This window comes from Methylomicrobium album BG8, assembly GCF_000214275.2.
Classification (GTDB): domain Bacteria; phylum Pseudomonadota; class Gammaproteobacteria; order Methylococcales; family Methylomonadaceae; genus Methylomicrobium; species Methylomicrobium agile.
This window is the reverse complement of record NZ_CM001475.1, coordinates 3,033,982-3,049,820: the sequence shown is the minus strand read 5'-3', so window position 1 is coordinate 3,049,820 and position 15,839 is coordinate 3,033,982. Positions and strand designations below refer to the sequence as shown.

Sequence of the window (15,839 nt, the reverse complement as noted above, 5' to 3'; positions counted from 1 at the left end):
GGGCAATCGCGCTATGTCCGTTTTTTTCCGAAGATCAGTTCGGCACGGTAACGGTCGCTCAAACAAGCCCGTAGCTTTCGTCGGCGTAGGCTGTCTTTACTGGGTCCGTTGTTATTCAACAGATTCAACGCCGCGCGCCGGATTAACGCCAAGTTTTCCGGCGAATGATCTTTTCGGGCCCGGTTGTCGTCTTCCCTGAACTGCACATCCAATACCCAATGCTGCTGGTTTTCAATGGCCCAATGCTGGCGTACACTCTCGGCAAACCGTTCCAGATCGATGAATGAACACAGATAATACCGGGTTTCGACGGACGTTTTATCGCCGATAATGCGTGTCGATTCCACCCGGCCGACAGCGGCTAAGCCTTTCCATTCCGACTTCTGTTCGAGCCAGTCGATCTGTGCGCTTAAATGGCAGCGGCGAATTTCAATGCGCCCATGGTCTTTATCCACGGTTTCATGCATAGGCAGGTGTCCGGCCATCGCTTCGGTATCGAGCCAAAGCCTGACGTCGCCGCACAAATCCTTGTGATTGTCCTTCAGTGCCAGCAGGTAATCAGCTTGGGCATCAATAATCGTTTGGGCGATGCGCTTCTGACAGCCCATCGCGTCAATCGAGACCAGCGCACCGGTCATGTCCAGCATCGATAACAGATCGGGAATCGCCGTAATCTCGTTGGTTTTCTCGCCGACCGCCTGTTGCGTCAACACCCAGCGCGCTTTGGCCGCATACGCACTCAGCAAATGTACGGCCTTGTCGCCGACGCGACTGCCGCGCAACGTCTTGCCGTCCAAACAGATTTGTTCGCCCGACAGACTCGGCAACGCCGTATGAACCCAGCTTAAAAAGGCTTCCTGAAAGGCATTAGGATCAATCCTCCCCAACACATCGCTTAAGGTGTCGTGCGATGGAATACCGTTCGGTAACTCCAGAAACTCACGCAGCCACGCCTCTTTCTCTTCGGCGAATGCTTCCATGCCCACCCAGTCTTCTATGCCACTCAGCACGGCGCATAACACGATCATTAAAATATCGCTCAGCTTGTGCAACTTGTTTTTCGTCTCGCGGCGTGGATCTTTGAGGTCCTCGAAATACGGCATTGGATTGGGTGGCATCCTTGTTTTCTCTGCAAAGGGCTTATTTTATACGCTTGCTCATGTCAATAGGGAGATAGCGCGATTGCCCTGGGGTTGTCCCGGCTTTGATGGATTGGCGATCGATTCTTACATCTTCCCGTGTTCGGCGAACGAATGTACTGCGTTCTTGCCAATAATGAAGTGATCCAGCACGATAGTATGGGTGAGGTACGAAGCCCATCCTATGGGGCTGCCAAACCTACGCCCCTCTTTCACCGCCACCAGCCAAACCCTGGGCCAAATTCACTTCTTTTCGCCCACGCGATTTTTGCGAAAAGTTGATCTTGAAAAGGGAGGGTATGAGAGAAACGCCGGTTCGAATTGGCGATAAGAAGATAAAGAAGGGAAGGGGAACAGCCACTTTACAGCCATTCAATAATTTTTGCGCTGTAAGTTTTTTGATAGATAAGAAGATTTTTGGCGCGCCCGAGAGGATTCGAACCTCTGACCTCAGCCTCCGGAGGGCTGCGCTCTATCCAGCTGAGCTACGGGCGCTTTGAGCCGACTATTATAACCAAATTCTAAAATAATTACGACAACATTGTTTTCAGATGGGCGAGGCTGGCCCGGCCGCGCTCTTTGACCGTTTCGGGATCGAGCTGTTTTTTGTTGGCCCATTCGAGGTCGTCTGGGGGCAGCTCGCTCAGAAAACGGCTCGGTTCGCATTCCTCGACTTCGCCGTAGCGCTTGCGGTGCGTGCAATAGCTAAAGGTTAGCGTGCGCTGGGCGCGGGTGATGCCGACGTAGGCGAGGCGGCGTTCTTCCTCGATGTTGTCGGTGTCGATGCTGTTCTGGTGCGGCAGCAGGTTTTCTTCCATGCCGATCAGGAACACGTGCGGAAATTCGAGGCCCTTTGCCGCGTGCAAAGTCATCAGGCTGACCTGGTCACCGGCTTCTTCTTCGCGGTTGCGTTCGAGCATGTCCATCAACATGATCTTCGAGACGATGTCGGACAGCTTGGCGTTGCCCGATTCTTCCTTTTCGGCCATGCGCTTGAGCCAGTCGAGCAGTTCGTAGACGTTCTTCAGCTTGCGCTCGGCGGCGTCGCGGCTGCCGGTGTTTTCCTGCAGCCATTGCTTGTAGCCGATCTGGTCGATCATCTGTTCGAGCACCGCGAACTGGTCGCCGCGTTCGGCCCGGTCGGCGGTATCGACGATCCAGTCGCGGAAGCGTTCGAGGCGGTGGACGGCGTTGTCCTGAAGCTTCTGCTTCAGGCCGAATTCGCCGCTGGCCGCGAACAGGCTGATGTGACGCTCGTTCGCGTAGGCGCCGAGTTTTTCGAGCGTAGCGGGGCCGATTTCACGGCGTGGGGTGTTGATGATGCGCAGGTAGGCCGCGTCATCGTCCGGGTTCACCAGCAGGCGCAGGTAGGCCAGGATGTCCTTGATTTCGGTATAGGCGAAGAACGAGGTGCTGCCGCTGATGAAGTAGGGCACGTTGTTTTCGCGCAGGCACCGCTCGAACAACCGCGACTGGTGGTTGCCGCGGTACAGGATCGCATAGTCGCCGTACGAGCCGCCGGTCTTGAAGCGGTGGTGCACGATTTCGGAGACGACCTGCTGCGCTTCGGTGATCTCGTCCTTGTGGCTCAGTACGCGCAGCGGGTCGCCGTAGCCGAGCTGGCTCCACAGCCGTTTTTCGAATACGTGCGGATTGTTCGCGATCAGCCGGTTCGCGACTTTCAGGATGCGGCCGGTCGAGCGGTAGTTCTGTTCGAGTTTGATTACCTGCAGGCGCGGATAGTCCTTCTGCAATTGCGCCAGGTTTTCCGGCTGCGCGCCGCGCCAGGCGTAGATCGACTGATCGTCGTCGCCGACCACGGTGAAGCGGCCGAGATTGCCGGCGAGCTGGCGGACCAGTTCGTACTGGGTCGAGTTGGTGTCCTGGTATTCGTCGACCAGCAGGTAGCGGATCTTGTTCTGCCATTTCTCGCGGATCGCCGGATGCTGCTGGAACAGCAGCACCGGGATTAGGATCAGGTCGTCGAAATCGGCCGCGTTATAGGCTTTCAGGCTCTGGATGTAGTCCGCGTAGAGCAGGGCGGCGTGATGCTGTTCCTGGGTAGCGCGCGAAAGCGCCTGTTCGGGCGTCACGAACGCGTTTTTCCATTGGCCGATCTGCCAGGCATAGCGCTCGTACTGGTCCGGATCGAAGCTAAGGGAACTGTGCGCGATCAGGTTGCGCAGCAGGGTCTGTTTGTCCTGTTCGTCGAACAGCGTCAGGCCGGGCTTGTAGCCGAGGGTTTTGGCTTCGGCGCGCAGGATGTCGAGCCCGAGCGAATGGAAGGTCGAGACGCGCAGGCCGCGCAATTGATTGTCGTCGAGCAGGCGGGATACGCGATTTTTCATTTCGCGCGCGGCCTTGTTCGTAAAGGTGACCGCCGCGATATGGCGCGCGGGCGTGCCTTGTTTGACCAAGTAGGCGATCTTTTCGGTAATCACGCGGGTCTTGCCGCTGCCGGCGCCGGCCAGCACCAGCAGGGGGCGGTCGATGGCCTTGACGGCGGCTTGTTGCTCTGGGTTTAGCTTGTTCATGGATCGGTTGGTTGGTGGCATTTCCGTCCGCTCGCAAAGCCGGCAGCCTGCCGATGGGCGGGACGCCATTGTAGAGGTTCGGGCGCTCGGAAAAAAGTCCGGAAAGTAAAAAATCCGCCTTCACCTGCGGAACGGGGGCAGGCGGGCGAGGATCGGGAATTTAGTGGCGCTGAATAGGCTGAAAACGTTCTTTTTAGGTGAAACAATGCCATTACTGTGAGAATTCGCGTAATTGTAGGGTGGATGCGCTGCCGCTTATCCACCCTACGCATAGCTTCGCGGGCGAATTTTCTTATCATTCTTGAATGGCGTCGTTGGCGCGAATATTGCTGGCCTATTTTCTAAACTCTTCTTTAAGTTGCGCGTTCACCGCCATGCCGAATTTCTTGATAGTCGAATGCGGAGTCGATAATACTCCCTTGGAAAGTGCCCTGCTTGAGGGCGGCTCCGAAACGGTCTCGATTCAATATGGGCCGTCGTTCATTGCGCAGGTCAAGGAAATAAGGCCGGACGCGGTCATTTTCAATCTTGAATCGCCTTCCGAGGCGCTGCTGGCCGACCTGCTCGCGCTGAGCCGGCAGGCGCCGCTGCCGGTGATTATGTTTGCGGCCGACGGCAGCAATGCGACGATCCATAAAGCGATTCAGTCCGAGATCACGTCTTATGAGGTGAATGGTCTGGATGGGAATCGACTTCCCGGCATCATCCAAGTGGCCCTGGTCCGGTTCAAGCATCAACAGACGCTCAAACAGGCGCTGCAGGAAGCGAAAATCCAGCTCGAAGACAGGAAGCAGATCGACCGCGCCAAGGCGATTTTGATCAATACGCGAAACTTTACCGAGAACGAAGCCTACCACACCCTCCGAAAACTGGCGATGGACCGGAATATCACGCTGGGCCAGATGGCCCGGAACGTGATTGCGATGGCGGAATTGCTGAAATAGAACGCTGATTTTTATCGACCCGCCATGAAAACGTTTATCAAAGTGATCGAAATCTGGATTCCCGACAAAGAACGGACGCAGTTGGAGTTCGGCTCGGGGTTGTACGGCAGCCTGACCGATTTCAAGCGCATCAGCGAAAAGCAGCGTTTCGCTTACGACGAAGGGCTGCCGGGCAAAGCCTGGGCCGCGGGTCATCCGATCATGCTGAGCCGGTTTGAAGATTCCTATTTCAAGCGCACCGCCGCGGCGCAAAAAGCGGGTTTGACCTGCGGCATCGCCATGCCGATTTTCTCCGGCGATTTTTTGTTGGCTATCGTGGTGTTTCTCTGCGGGGACGATCGGGAGCAGGCCGGAGCGATCGAGGTTTGGTGCAACGACCCGGCTGTTCTGGAAACCCTTCAGTTGCTGGACGGTTATTATGGCTCCTTAGGGCAATTCGAAGCTGTATCCCGACAAATCCGGCTTGCCAAGGGGCAGGGCATACCGGGCATGGCCTGGCAGGCGGGGATGCCGGTTCTGGCCGAGGATATCGGCCTGGCGGCCGGGTTTCCCCGCGCGGAGGAAGCGCAAAAATCGGGCGTTGCCACCGGTCTGGGCATTCCGTTCATCCACGGCGAGGAGCAGGTTTATGCGATCACTTTTCTTTCGGCGAACGCGACGCCGATCGCCAAGCGCATCCAGATATGGGTTCCGGACCACGAGCGCGAACAGTTGGTCTGCCGGCAAAGCTACAGCAAAAACAGCAACAATCTGGCGGAAATCTTCGAAACGTTGACGGTCGACAAGGGCGCAGGCGCCTTGGGCCGGGTCTGGCTGACCGGCATGCCGTCGATCAGCGGCAATCAGGAAGACGCTTATAATGTCGAACTGGACGATCTCAGCAGCATGCTTGCGATTCCGGTGATCGAGCAAGGGCGGCTGAAGGCGATCGTGACGTTTCTGTTTTGAAGTTTTCCTGCCAGGGATATTCCGCGAGCCGAAAACCTTCGTTCTCATGCTTAGGCATAGGAACGGTTAGGCATGAATCCTCGACTTTCGCCGTCCGACAGCCGCTCGATTCGCCGAGCACGGCGCGCATTGGCGCCGGACCGGCTGGCCTTTTTCCCTCTTATCCGCTGCGGATTATTCAATCCGCCCCGCACCATTCGAACACTCGGCCTGCACTATATTGGTTCGGTTGCCAGCGCAATTATCTGAATTTGGCGATTAATTCCCGCCTCCCTCCGCTGTGGTGCGGTTTTTGCTTCGCGTTGGAACGCATGTTCCTGCATGCCTAAACCGGTTCTCGATTGAACTGCTCATAATCACTTTCGGATGTAGAGAAAATTATGTCTTATTTAGTCCCTTCGGAGTTTGTCGCAAAAATGGTGGATGCGGGTGAATCCAAAATTTTCATGTCGACTCGGGATACGGTCATACGAGCTTATATGGCCGGCGCCATCCTTGCATTGGCCGCCGTGTTCGCGGTTTCGATGACCGTCCAGACAGGCTCCGGGCTCATCGGCGCCCTGTTGTTTCCCGTCGGGTTTTCGATGCTGTATCTGTTGGGCTTCGATCTGTTGACCGGCGTTTTCGTATTGACGCCGCTGGCGCTGATCGATAAACGGCCGGGCGTCACGATCGGCGGCGTGTTAAGGAATTGGGGCCTGGTTTTTGTCGGCAATTTCATGGGAGCGTTTACGGTGGCGGTGATGATGTCGATCGTGTTCACGTTCGGATTTTCGACCGAACCCAATGAAGTGGGGCAAAAAATTGCCGGCATCGGCGAGGCGCGCACGCTCGGTTACGCGAAATACGGCGCGGCCGGCATGCTGACGCTGTTCATCCGAGGCATGCTGTGCAACTGGATGGTCTCGACCGGCGTAGTCGGGGCGATGATTTCCACGACGGTCAGCGGCAAGGTGATCGCGATGTGGATGCCGGTCATGCTGTTCTTTGCGATGACTTTCGAGCATTCCATCGTCAATATGTTCCTGTTTCCCTCCGGCCTGATCATGGGCGGAAAATTTTCGATCATGGATTATTTCATCTGGAATGAAATTCCGACCGTGCTCGGCAACCTGGTCGGCGGGCTGGCCTTTACCGGCCTGACTTTATATTCCACGCATATAAAAACGGCGCCCAAGCGTTCCATTGTCTGATTTGAGCACCACCTTAAAGCTTCGGCCGGTTTTCCCGGCCGAAGCACTTTCTTTATCCCTAAAAATATACTGAATGCCCGGTCAATTAAAAGTCGCCATAGGGCAATATTCCGACAAGGGCCGCAAGGCAATCAATCAGGATTTTCACGGCTCCCATATTCCGAAAGAACCTCAATTGCATTTTAAAGGAATTGCCGTTGCGCTGGCCGACGGGATCAGCAGCAGCGACGTGAGCCATATCGCCAGCGAAGCGGCCGTGACGGGATTCCTGGAGGATTATTATTGCACTTCGGAAGCCTGGTCCGTCCGAAAATCCGCGCAGCGGGTCCTGCAGGCGGCCAATTCGTGGCTGCATGCCCAGACCCGGCAAAGTCCGTACCGCTACGATAAGGACAGAGGATACGTCTGCACCTTGAGCGCGATGGTGATCAAGTCGACCACCGCGCATATTTTTCATGTGGGCGATTCGCGCATCTATCGATTGCGCGGCCATGCGTTGGAACAATTGACCCACGATCATCGGTATTGGGTTTCGCAGGACGAAAGTTATCTGGGCCGCGCGCTGGGAATCAATCCGCAGATCGAGATCGACTATCGCGCCCTGCAGGTCGAAGCCGGCGACGCTTTTTTATTTGCGACGGACGGCGTTTACGAATATGCCGGCCCCGGCTTCGTCGTCGATGCGTTCAAAACGCATGCAAACGATCCGGATGCGGCGGCGAAAGCGATCGTGGAGGAAGCTTACCGGCAAGGCAGTCCGGATAATCTGACCGCCTTGGTCGTCCGGGTCGAAGATCTGCCCGGCCAGGATGCCGACGCGCTTTACCGGCAGCTGACCGAGCTGCCTTTTCCTCCGCCGTTGGATGCCCGCATGGTTTTCGACGGCTACAAAATCGTCAGGGAAATCCACGCCAGCAGCCGCAGCCATGTTTATCTGGCGGTGGATAACGAAACCGGCGCGTCCGTCATACTGAAAACGCCGTCGATCGATCTTCGCGGCGACCCCGCTTACCTGGAAAGGTTTCTGACCGAAGAGTGGATCGCGCGGCGCATCAACAGCGCCTACGTGTTGAAACCCTGCGTCCGGACGCGGCAGCGCAACTCTCTCTATCTCGCGACCGAATTCGTCGACGGCAAGACATTGACGCAGTGGATGATCGACAACCCGAAACCGGACATGGAATCCGTGCGCGGCATCGTCGAACAGATCGCCAAAGGCCTGCGCGCTTTTCACCGGCTGGAAATGCTGCATCAGGATCTGCGGCCGGACAATATCATGGTCGACACGACCGGCACGGTCAGGATCATCGATTTCGGCTCGACGAAAGTGGCCGGTCTGATGGAGATCGCCACGCCGATTCAGCGCAACGAACTGCTCGGAACCGCGCAATATACCGCGCCGGAATATTTTCTGGGCGAAAGCGGGACGACCCGCTCGGACATTTTTTCGCTGGGCGTAATCACCTATCAGCTGTTGTCGGGGAAACTGCCTTACGGAACCGAAGTTTCCAGGGCCAGAACCCGCGCCGCGCAAAAGAAGTTAAGCTATCGCTCGGTGCTGGACGACGATCGCGAGATTCCGGCCTGGATCGACGATGTGCTCAGGAAAGCGGTGCATCCGAATCCGTATCGGCGCTACGAGGAGTTATCCGAATTTATCTACGATCTTCGCCACCCGAACCGGGCGTTTCTGAATAAAACCCGGCCGCCGCTGATCGAACGTCATCCGGTGGCTTTTTGGAAAAGCGTTGCTTTGATTCTGGCCATTACGGTTGTCGCCTTGTTGTTCAAGTTAACTTGTTGTTCAAGTTAAAAAGCGAGGACTCTAAAAATGAAAACCGTACCCCCACAAACACCGTCGTCAGGCAAAGCCGAATCGCTGCTGACCAAAGAGCAAATGACCGGCCCGATCATTACGGCGAAAGTGAAAAAACAGCTGACCTGGACCGAGATTGCGGAACAGGTCGGGGTCGATGAAGTCTGGCTGGCTTCGGCCTGCCTGGGCATGAGCGGCCTTAACTTGGTGCAATGCGGCAGGTTTTCTGCACGTTCATTGGGCAATCTCTCCGGTCCCGTGCGCCGGTTCATCCCTGCGAATGACTTGTTCAAGTATATGAAAAATAATAAAAAGTAAAGAAAAGAGGAGTCTTTTCGGTATTGGCATAAATAATGCCTTTATCCAAGTGAAGACTCTAACGGTGGGGTCAAAATTTTGTGCTTAAAGAAGAGCGATCTGATGGCGTCAACTTGCGGCATCGGCATTGCCGATGCTCCGACGGGAAGACGCTTTATGCCTTAAATTTTACCCCAAGACGAATTTTATGAAACAAGGAAAATTTACCTCGGCTCCATTGTCGGTTGCTCTTTCCAGGGCAGCGGCGGCGGCCGCATTACTATTCAGCACGTCGGCCGTTGCGGTAACGGAAAGCCTGGAGCAGGACTCTCTCAAGTTCGGCTTCATCAAACTGACCGATATGGCGCCGCTCGCGGTCGCGTTCGAAAAAGGCTTTTTCGAGGACGAGGGTTTGTCCGTGCAGTTGGAAGCGCAAGCCAACTGGAAAGTGCTGCTGGACCGCGTGATTAGCGGCGAGCTGGACGGCGCGCACATGTTGGCCGGCCAACCTCTGGGCGCAACGGTCGGTTTCGGTACGCATGCCGACGTGATCACCGCGTTCAGCATGGATTTGAACGGCAATGCGATCACGGTTTCGAACGAAATCTGGAAAAAAATGAAACCGAACATTCCGGAGAAAGGCGGAAAGCCCGCCCATCCGGTCAAGGCCGATGCGTTGAAGCCGGTGGTCGACGAATTTAAAAAAGCGGGCAAGCCGTTCAATATGGCGATGGTTTTCCCCGTTTCGACCCATAATTACGAGTTGCGTTACTGGCTGGCGGCCGGCGGTATCAAACCCGGTTATTATTCGCCTCCTCAGGATACTTCCGGCCAGATCGATGCCGACGCGCTGCTGTCGGTAACGCCGCCACCGCAAATGCCGGCAACGCTGGATGCGGGAACGATCGTCGGCTACTGCGTCGGCGAGCCGTGGAACCAGCAGGCGGTATTCAAGGGCATCGGCGTGCCGGTGATCAGCGATTACGAAATCTGGAAAAACAATCCGGAAAAAGTGTTCGGGGTGACCAAGGAATGGGCGGATAAGCATCCGAATACGCATCTGGCGGTCATCAAGGCGTTGATTCGCGCGGCGATATGGCTCGATGAAGAGAATAACAAGAATCGGAAGGAAGCGGTCGAAATGCTGTCGCAAAGCCAGTATGTCGGCGCCGATTTCGATGTGATCGCGAACAGCATGACCGGTACGTTCGAGTACGAAAAAGGCGATAAACGGCCTTTGCCCGACTTCAATGTGTTTTTCCGCTACCACGCCACTTATCCCTATTACAGCGATGCGATCTGGTATCTGACCCAAATGCGCCGCTGGGGACAAATCAACGAAGAAAAATCGGACGCCTGGTTCCTCGAAACGGCGAAAAAGGTTTACCGTCCCGATATCTATATGGCGGCAGCCAAGGCGTTGATCGCCGAAGGCAAAGCCAGGGCAGCGGATTTCCCGGGCGATGGCGAGACCGGCATCAAGCCGCCCAGCGCCGACTTTATCGACGGGATTACGTTCGATGCGGCTAAGCCGAACGAATACCTGACCAAATTCCCCATTGGTCTAAAAGGCAAGCAGAAGGTCGCCGGCGGCAAGATCGTCGAGTAATGGCCGGAAAGCTTGAAATTAAGGGTTCACCCTTCTTGTTCTAGATGTGCCTCTGATGTGTACAACGGATGTCGAGTGAGTGCAGGGACGCACATTTTTTTCGGCACGATTCCCTCAAGACACCATTTTTCGGGACCCCCCGGTAACGGGTGCGGGCAGAGTATGAATAACAAATTGATCAAATTTTTGAATATTACCGGTTTGACTTGGTTTATTCCGATGGTGAAAATCGCCTCGGGAGAAAATCCCGCGCAGCAACTCCGCCAGTTGTGGCTGATGATGGGTGTGCCGTTCATCGCCTTCCTGCTGTTTTTGGGACTATGGAGCTTTTCCGCAGCGCGCGTGAATACCAGTCTCGGTGCGATTCCGGGACCCGTTGCGGTCTGGCAGGAGGCCGGCGGGCTGATGGACGAGCATCATGCGCAGCGCGAGAAAGAACGCCAGTATTACCAACGCCAGGAAGCCCGGATCGAGCAGGCGCTGGCCGAGCATCCCGACCAGCCGCCTCCGAAAGCGCGTCCTTATAACGGCAAAGGCACTTATCTGGATCAGATCGGCACCAGTCTGGCGACCGTCTTCACCGGCTTCTTGCTGGCGACGCTGGTCGCGGTGCCGGTCGGTTTACTGTGCGGCATGAGCCCGACCATCAATACGGCGATCAATCCGCTGATCCAGATCTTCAAGCCGGTGTCGCCTTTAGCCTGGCTGCCGATCGTGACCCTAGTCGTTAGTGCGGTCTACGTCACTACCGACGATTCCTGGTTCGAAAAATCGTTTCTGACTTCCGCGATTACCGTAACCCTGTGTTCGCTGTGGCCGACGCTGATCAATACGGCGGTCGGCGTTTCCTCGATCGACAAGGATTTGGTCAATGTCGGCAAGGTGCTTCGCTTGAACTGGAGCACGCAGATCAAGAAGATCATCCTGCCTTCCGCGGTGCCCTACATTTTTACCGGCATGCGGCTGTCGTTGGGGGTGGGCTGGATGGTGCTGATCGCGGCCGAAATGCTGGCGCAGAATCCGGGGCTCGGTAAGTTCGTCTGGGACGAGTTTCAGAACGGCAGTTCCAACTCGCTGGGCCGGATCATGGTGGCGGTGTTTACGATCGGGATCATCGGTTTCATTCTCGACCGGATCATGCAGTCGCTGCAAAAAGTCTTTTCTTTCGGACGCTAAGGGGAGGCCGGCATGATTTCAGCCCAATTAAAGTCGAACAATGCCGACGTTTCGGATCGCCCGAAGGACAATGTGGTAGAGCTTCCTGCGAAAACCAGGGCTTCCGAACCGAAGGGTTCCAAAGAGGCAGCCGCCAAAACGCTGCTTGAATTGAAGGATGTCTGCAAGTCCTACGGCGAAGGGACGCAGAAGACTTCGATATTGAAGGACATCAATCTGACGATACGGGAGGGCGAATTCATCGCGATCGTCGGTTTTTCCGGCAGCGGCAAAACGACGCTGGTGTCGATCATCGCCGGCCTGTGCGGCGTCGACGGCGGCGACGTGTTGAAGCAGGGCCAGCCGATCACCGAACCCGGGCCGGACCGCGGCGTGGTGTTTCAAAACTATTCTTTGATGCCGTGGTTGACCGTTTATGAAAACGTCGCCTTGGCGGTCGATCAGATTTTTAGGGATTGGACGCCTGCCCAGCGCCAGGCGCACACCGAGAAATATGTACGGATGGTGAACCTTGGCGCCGCGATGGACAAAATGCCGGCCGAACTTTCGGGCGGCATGCGCCAGCGGGTCAATGTCGCACGGGCGCTGGCCGCGAATCCGGACATCCTGCTGCTTGATGAGCCCCTTAGCGCGCTCGATGCGCTGACCCGCGGCAATCTGCAGGACGAAATCCTGCAGATCTGGGAGCAGGACAAGAAAACGGTGGTCCTGATCACCAATGATGTCGATGAGGCGATCTATATGGCTGACCGGGTCATTCCGCTGAATCCGGGACCGGATGCCACGTTCGGCCCCGCGTTCAAGATCGACATCGAACGGCCGCGCGACCGGACCGCGCTGAACCATAACGAAGCATTCAAGCGCCTGCGCGCCGACATCACCCGTTATCTGATGCAGGTCGGCCTTGAAAAAAACCGGCAGGACAATGCGGACCGCGTGGTGTTGCCGAATGTCCGCCCGAACACCGGCAACGACTGGAAAACGGACACGTCGGCTCTGAAACCTTCGCAGGACGATCTGGGCCGGCCGCGCTATCTGGAGTTCTCGCAAGTCTCGAAAATCTACCCCACGCCGGACGGCAACAGCACCGTCAAGGTGGTCGACGGCTTCGACATGAAGCTGAAGAAAGGCGAATTTATTTCGATCATCGGCCACTCCGGCTGCGGCAAATCGACCGTGCTGTCGATGACCGCCGGCCTGAACGAGATTTCGGAAGGCGGCATCGTGCTGGATAACCGGGAGATCGATAGCGCCGGTCCCGACCGCGGGGTGGTGTTTCAGGCACCCAGCCTGTTTCCCTGGCTGACGGCATTCGAGAACGTGACTTTGGGCGTCGATAAAGTCTATCCGCATGCGACCCAGGCGGAGCGCGACGATATCGTCGAATACTACCTGACGCGCGTGGGCCTTGGCGATTCGCTGCATAAAAAAGCCGCCGACATGTCGAACGGCATGCGCCAGCGGGTCGGCATCGCCAGGGCGTTTGCGCTGTCGCCCAAATTGCTGCTGCTGGACGAGCCTTTCGGGATGCTGGACTCTTTAACGCGCTGGGAATTGCAGGAAGTGTTGATGGAGGTGTGGGAGCGGACGCATGTGACCGCGATTATTGTGACGCACGATGTCGACGAGGCAATCTTGCTGGCCGACCGGGTCGTGATGATGACCAACGGTCCGCACGCCAAAATCGGCAAGATTCAGGACATCGATCTGCCGAGGCCGCGCAGCCGCAAGGCGCTCCTGGCGCATCCCGATTACTACCGATACCGGGAAAGCCTGCTGACCTTCCTCGCCGAATGTGATCACACTCACTAACGCCACGCCAATCACAGAATTTAAGGAATCGCCATGACACATTACACCTCCAAGTTTACCTTTCTGTCGCTATCCTTGCTGAGCAGTGCGGCGATGGCCGACGTGACGCAGGAAATCGAGGATGCGCTGAATTTTTACCATTACGGCAACAACGGAGCGATCAAAGCCGACATCAATTACCGGTGGGAGAACGTCGATCAGGACAAGGGCACGGCCAAAACCGCGAATGCAAATACTGCCCGGTTCCGGTTGGGCGCCCAATCGCCTAAGTTTTACGGCTTTCAGGGCTATGCCGAATTCGAGGGGCTTTGGGCAATGCAGGAGGACTACAACAGCACCCGGAACAAAAACACGACCTATTCCACGATCGCCGATCCCGAGAAAACCGAGCTGAACCAGTTATGGATCAGTTATTCGGGCATTCCGGATACGATTATCAAAGGCGGCCGGCAGCGCATCAAACTGGACGACGACCGCTATATCGGCAACGTCGGCTGGCGGCAACTCGAAACTACCTACGATGCGATCCTGCTGACGCACGCCAACCAGCAGATTTTCGGACTGACGATCAACGCCGGTTATATCGGCAACGTGCAGACCTTTACTTCGACAACGGAAAATATCGAAGCGCCGATCCTCAACATCAACTACAAGGTCGGCGATTACGGCAACCTGGTGGCTTACGGTTACTGGCTGGACTACCAGGATGTGAATCCGGGGCCGGCGGCGGGCAGAAACCTGTTCCTGGAAAAATCCAATCAGACCTACGGTATCCGTTTCAACGGTTCGTCGCCGAAACTCTTCGATACGATCAATCTGCTTTATACGGCCGAATGGGCCGACCAGAAGGATTACGGCCACGGCACGACCAAGTACGAAGCCGACCGTTTCAATTTCATGGGCGGCGTCAAGGCTTTCAACGTCAGCGTGATGGGGGCCTGGGAGCAGTTGAACGGCTACGGGGTCAACAAAACCTTCGATACGCCGCTCGGCACGAACCATGCATTTCAAGGCTGGGCCGATCTGTTCCTGACCACGCCGGCGAACGGGATCCGCGATCTGTTCGGCACGGTGATGGTCGAATTTCCGCGCTACCAAACCACCGTAACCGGCGTCTATCATGATTTCAGCGACGACACCGGGCAAATGGCTTACGGTAAGGAATGGGATTTCCAAGTCGTCAAGAAATTCGGCAAGCATTATTCGGTGCTGGCCAAATACGCCAACTTTAACGCGGATACCGGTTTTGCGGCGACCGATACGCAAAAAATCTGGTTTCAAGCGAACGTCAGTTTCTAAAACTTAAAAATCGGCGGCATCCGGCCGGCCCTTCCGCGGAAGGGTCGGCCGCCGAAAGGGCAGGCATCGATTTTATGTTACACTGGGCCGTTTCAGTAACATGTAATCCAACCGATTCTTCCGAAGAACTGATGCCCGAACTCCCCGAAGTCGAAACCACCCGCCGCGGCATTGCGCCAGCCATTCAAGGCCGTTTTATCCGGCAAGTCATCGTGCGGCAGCCGAGGCTGCGCTGGCCCGTGCCCGAGTCGCTCTCCGAAACGGTAACGGGGCAAATCATCCAATCGGTTGAACGGCGCGCCAAATATCTTCTCCTGCGCACGGAGCGGGGGACTTTGATCATGCATCTCGGCATGTCGGGCAGTTTGAGAGTTCTGACGGAGGGACAGCCTCACGGCAAGCACGATCATGTCGATTTGATTTTTAGTGACCGGACGTTACTCCGGTTCAACGACCCCCGCCGTTTCGGCGCCGTATTGTGGACCGCCGGGCCGGTTGCCGATCATCCGTTGTTGAAAGACTTGGGCCCGGAGCCGTTGACGGGCGATTTCGACGGAGCGCACCTCCATGCGTTGGCGCAAAACCGCAAGATTCCCGTCAAGTCCTTCATTATGGACAGCCATATCGTGGTCGGCGTCGGCAATATTTACGCGAACGAAGCGCTGTTCAGGGCCGGCATTCTACCGACTCGGCACGCCGGCAAGATTTCGCTCGCGCGCTACCGGCGTCTTGCCGAGTGCATAACTCTCGTGTTAGAAAATGCGATCCAGCAAGGCGGTACGACCCTGCGCGATTTTGTGAATGAGGCCGGCAGGCCCGGTTATTTCAAGCAGCAGCTTCAGGTTTACGGCCGCGCGGGTCTGTCTTGTCCGCTGTGCGGCGAGTCTTTGACCGAAATTCGCGTGTCGGGACGCTCGACCGTTTTCTGCAAACAGTGCCAGCGATAGTTTGAACCGTACGGCTCCGGCTGTCTGACAGTTTTCATCAATGTGATACAATACCATCGAATTGTGAACCTTCTCTCGGGATTTCCCTGCTAAAATCTGATAGCCTAGGATATCCTGAACTATTT

The 15,839-nt window shown here is 56.2% G+C and carries 12 protein-coding genes and 1 tRNA gene; 10 read left to right on the top strand and 3 right to left on the bottom strand.

Going from position 1 to position 15,839, the window contains the following annotated elements:
• Positions 1–11: 11 nt before the first annotated feature.
• From METAL_RS13105 to rep, 3 genes are all read right to left on the bottom strand, one after another.
• Complete coding sequence (locus tag METAL_RS13105) at positions 12–1,118, bottom strand: ISAs1 family transposase (RefSeq protein WP_005373018.1); 1,107 nt, start codon at positions 1,116–1,118, stop codon at positions 12–14.
• A 439-nt stretch (positions 1,119–1,557) separates the two neighbouring features.
• Positions 1,558–1,634, bottom strand: a tRNA-Arg gene (locus METAL_RS13100).
• Positions 1,635–1,669: 35 nt separating this feature from the next.
• On the bottom strand, positions 1,670–3,673 hold the full coding sequence (gene rep, locus METAL_RS13095; RefSeq protein ID WP_005373016.1) for a DNA helicase Rep: 2,004 nt from the start codon (positions 3,671–3,673) through the stop codon (positions 1,670–1,672).
• Between the two features lie 419 nt (positions 3,674–4,092).
• On the opposite strand from rep, the gene METAL_RS13090 reads away from it, so the two are divergent.
• The 10 genes from METAL_RS13090 (at position 4,093) to mutM (ending at position 15,714) form a co-directional block, all read left to right on the top strand.
• Positions 4,093–4,617, top strand: a complete 525-nt coding sequence (locus METAL_RS13090; RefSeq protein WP_245549369.1) for an ANTAR domain-containing response regulator — start codon at positions 4,093–4,095, stop codon at positions 4,615–4,617.
• 24 nt (positions 4,618–4,641) lie between these two features.
• Positions 4,642–5,565, top strand: a complete 924-nt coding sequence (locus METAL_RS13085; protein ID WP_005373013.1) for a GAF domain-containing protein — start codon at positions 4,642–4,644, stop codon at positions 5,563–5,565.
• A 380-nt stretch (positions 5,566–5,945) separates the two neighbouring features.
• Complete coding sequence (locus tag METAL_RS13080; protein WP_005373012.1) at positions 5,946–6,758, top strand: formate/nitrite transporter family protein; 813 nt, start codon at positions 5,946–5,948, stop codon at positions 6,756–6,758.
• Positions 6,759–6,831: 73 nt separating this feature from the next.
• Positions 6,832–8,571 carry a bifunctional protein-serine/threonine kinase/phosphatase gene (locus tag METAL_RS13075; protein ID WP_005373011.1) on the top strand — a complete coding sequence of 580 codons (1,740 nt, stop codon included), beginning with the start codon at positions 6,832–6,834 and terminating at the stop codon, positions 8,569–8,571.
• A gap of 18 nt (positions 8,572–8,589) precedes the next feature.
• Positions 8,590–8,892 carry a hypothetical protein gene (locus METAL_RS21630; RefSeq protein ID WP_005373010.1) on the top strand — a complete coding sequence of 101 codons (303 nt, stop codon included), beginning with the start codon at positions 8,590–8,592 and terminating at the stop codon, positions 8,890–8,892.
• A gap of 187 nt (positions 8,893–9,079) precedes the next feature.
• A complete protein-coding gene (locus tag METAL_RS13065; protein WP_005373009.1) occupies positions 9,080–10,480 on the top strand; it encodes a CmpA/NrtA family ABC transporter substrate-binding protein in 1,401 nt (466 codons plus the stop codon).
• Between the two features lie 162 nt (positions 10,481–10,642).
• A complete protein-coding gene (locus tag METAL_RS13060; protein WP_005373007.1) occupies positions 10,643–11,656 on the top strand; it encodes an ABC transporter permease in 1,014 nt (337 codons plus the stop codon).
• A 12-nt stretch (positions 11,657–11,668) separates the two neighbouring features.
• Positions 11,669–13,468: an ABC transporter ATP-binding protein gene (locus tag METAL_RS13055; protein ID WP_005373005.1), complete on the top strand. Its 1,800-nt coding sequence runs from the start codon at positions 11,669–11,671 to the stop codon at positions 13,466–13,468.
• Positions 13,469–13,501: 33 nt separating this feature from the next.
• The gene (locus METAL_RS13050; protein WP_005373003.1) at positions 13,502–14,767 is read left to right on the top strand and encodes an alginate export family protein; all 1,266 of its coding nucleotides are present in this window, start codon (positions 13,502–13,504) and stop codon (positions 14,765–14,767) included.
• A 131-nt stretch (positions 14,768–14,898) separates the two neighbouring features.
• Entirely contained in the window at positions 14,899–15,714 is an 816-nt protein-coding gene (mutM, locus tag METAL_RS13045; RefSeq protein ID WP_005373002.1) for a bifunctional DNA-formamidopyrimidine glycosylase/DNA-(apurinic or apyrimidinic site) lyase, read from the top strand.
• The last annotated feature ends 125 nt before the right edge of the window (positions 15,715–15,839 follow it).

Excerpts from the sequence above, each read along its gene's own strand:
- METAL_RS13105 (WP_005373018.1), bottom strand. The coding sequence starts at position 1,118 with ATGCCACCCAATCCAATGCCGTATTTCGAGGACCTCAAAGATCCACGC.
- rep (WP_005373016.1), bottom strand. The coding sequence starts at position 3,673 with ATGAACAAGCTAAACCCAGAGCAACAAGCCGCCGTCAAGGCCATCGAC.
- METAL_RS13085 (WP_005373013.1), top strand. The coding sequence starts at position 4,642 with ATGAAAACGTTTATCAAAGTGATCGAAATCTGGATTCCCGACAAAGAA.
- METAL_RS13080 (WP_005373012.1), top strand. The coding sequence starts at position 5,946 with ATGTCTTATTTAGTCCCTTCGGAGTTTGTCGCAAAAATGGTGGATGCG.
- METAL_RS13075 (WP_005373011.1), top strand. The coding sequence starts at position 6,832 with ATGCCCGGTCAATTAAAAGTCGCCATAGGGCAATATTCCGACAAGGGC.
- METAL_RS21630 (WP_005373010.1), top strand. The coding sequence starts at position 8,590 with ATGAAAACCGTACCCCCACAAACACCGTCGTCAGGCAAAGCCGAATCG.
- METAL_RS13065 (WP_005373009.1), top strand. The coding sequence starts at position 9,080 with ATGAAACAAGGAAAATTTACCTCGGCTCCATTGTCGGTTGCTCTTTCC.
- METAL_RS13060 (WP_005373007.1), top strand. The coding sequence starts at position 10,643 with ATGAATAACAAATTGATCAAATTTTTGAATATTACCGGTTTGACTTGG.
- METAL_RS13055 (WP_005373005.1), top strand. The coding sequence starts at position 11,669 with ATGATTTCAGCCCAATTAAAGTCGAACAATGCCGACGTTTCGGATCGC.
- METAL_RS13050 (WP_005373003.1), top strand. The coding sequence starts at position 13,502 with ATGACACATTACACCTCCAAGTTTACCTTTCTGTCGCTATCCTTGCTG.
- mutM (WP_005373002.1), top strand. The coding sequence starts at position 14,899 with ATGCCCGAACTCCCCGAAGTCGAAACCACCCGCCGCGGCATTGCGCCA.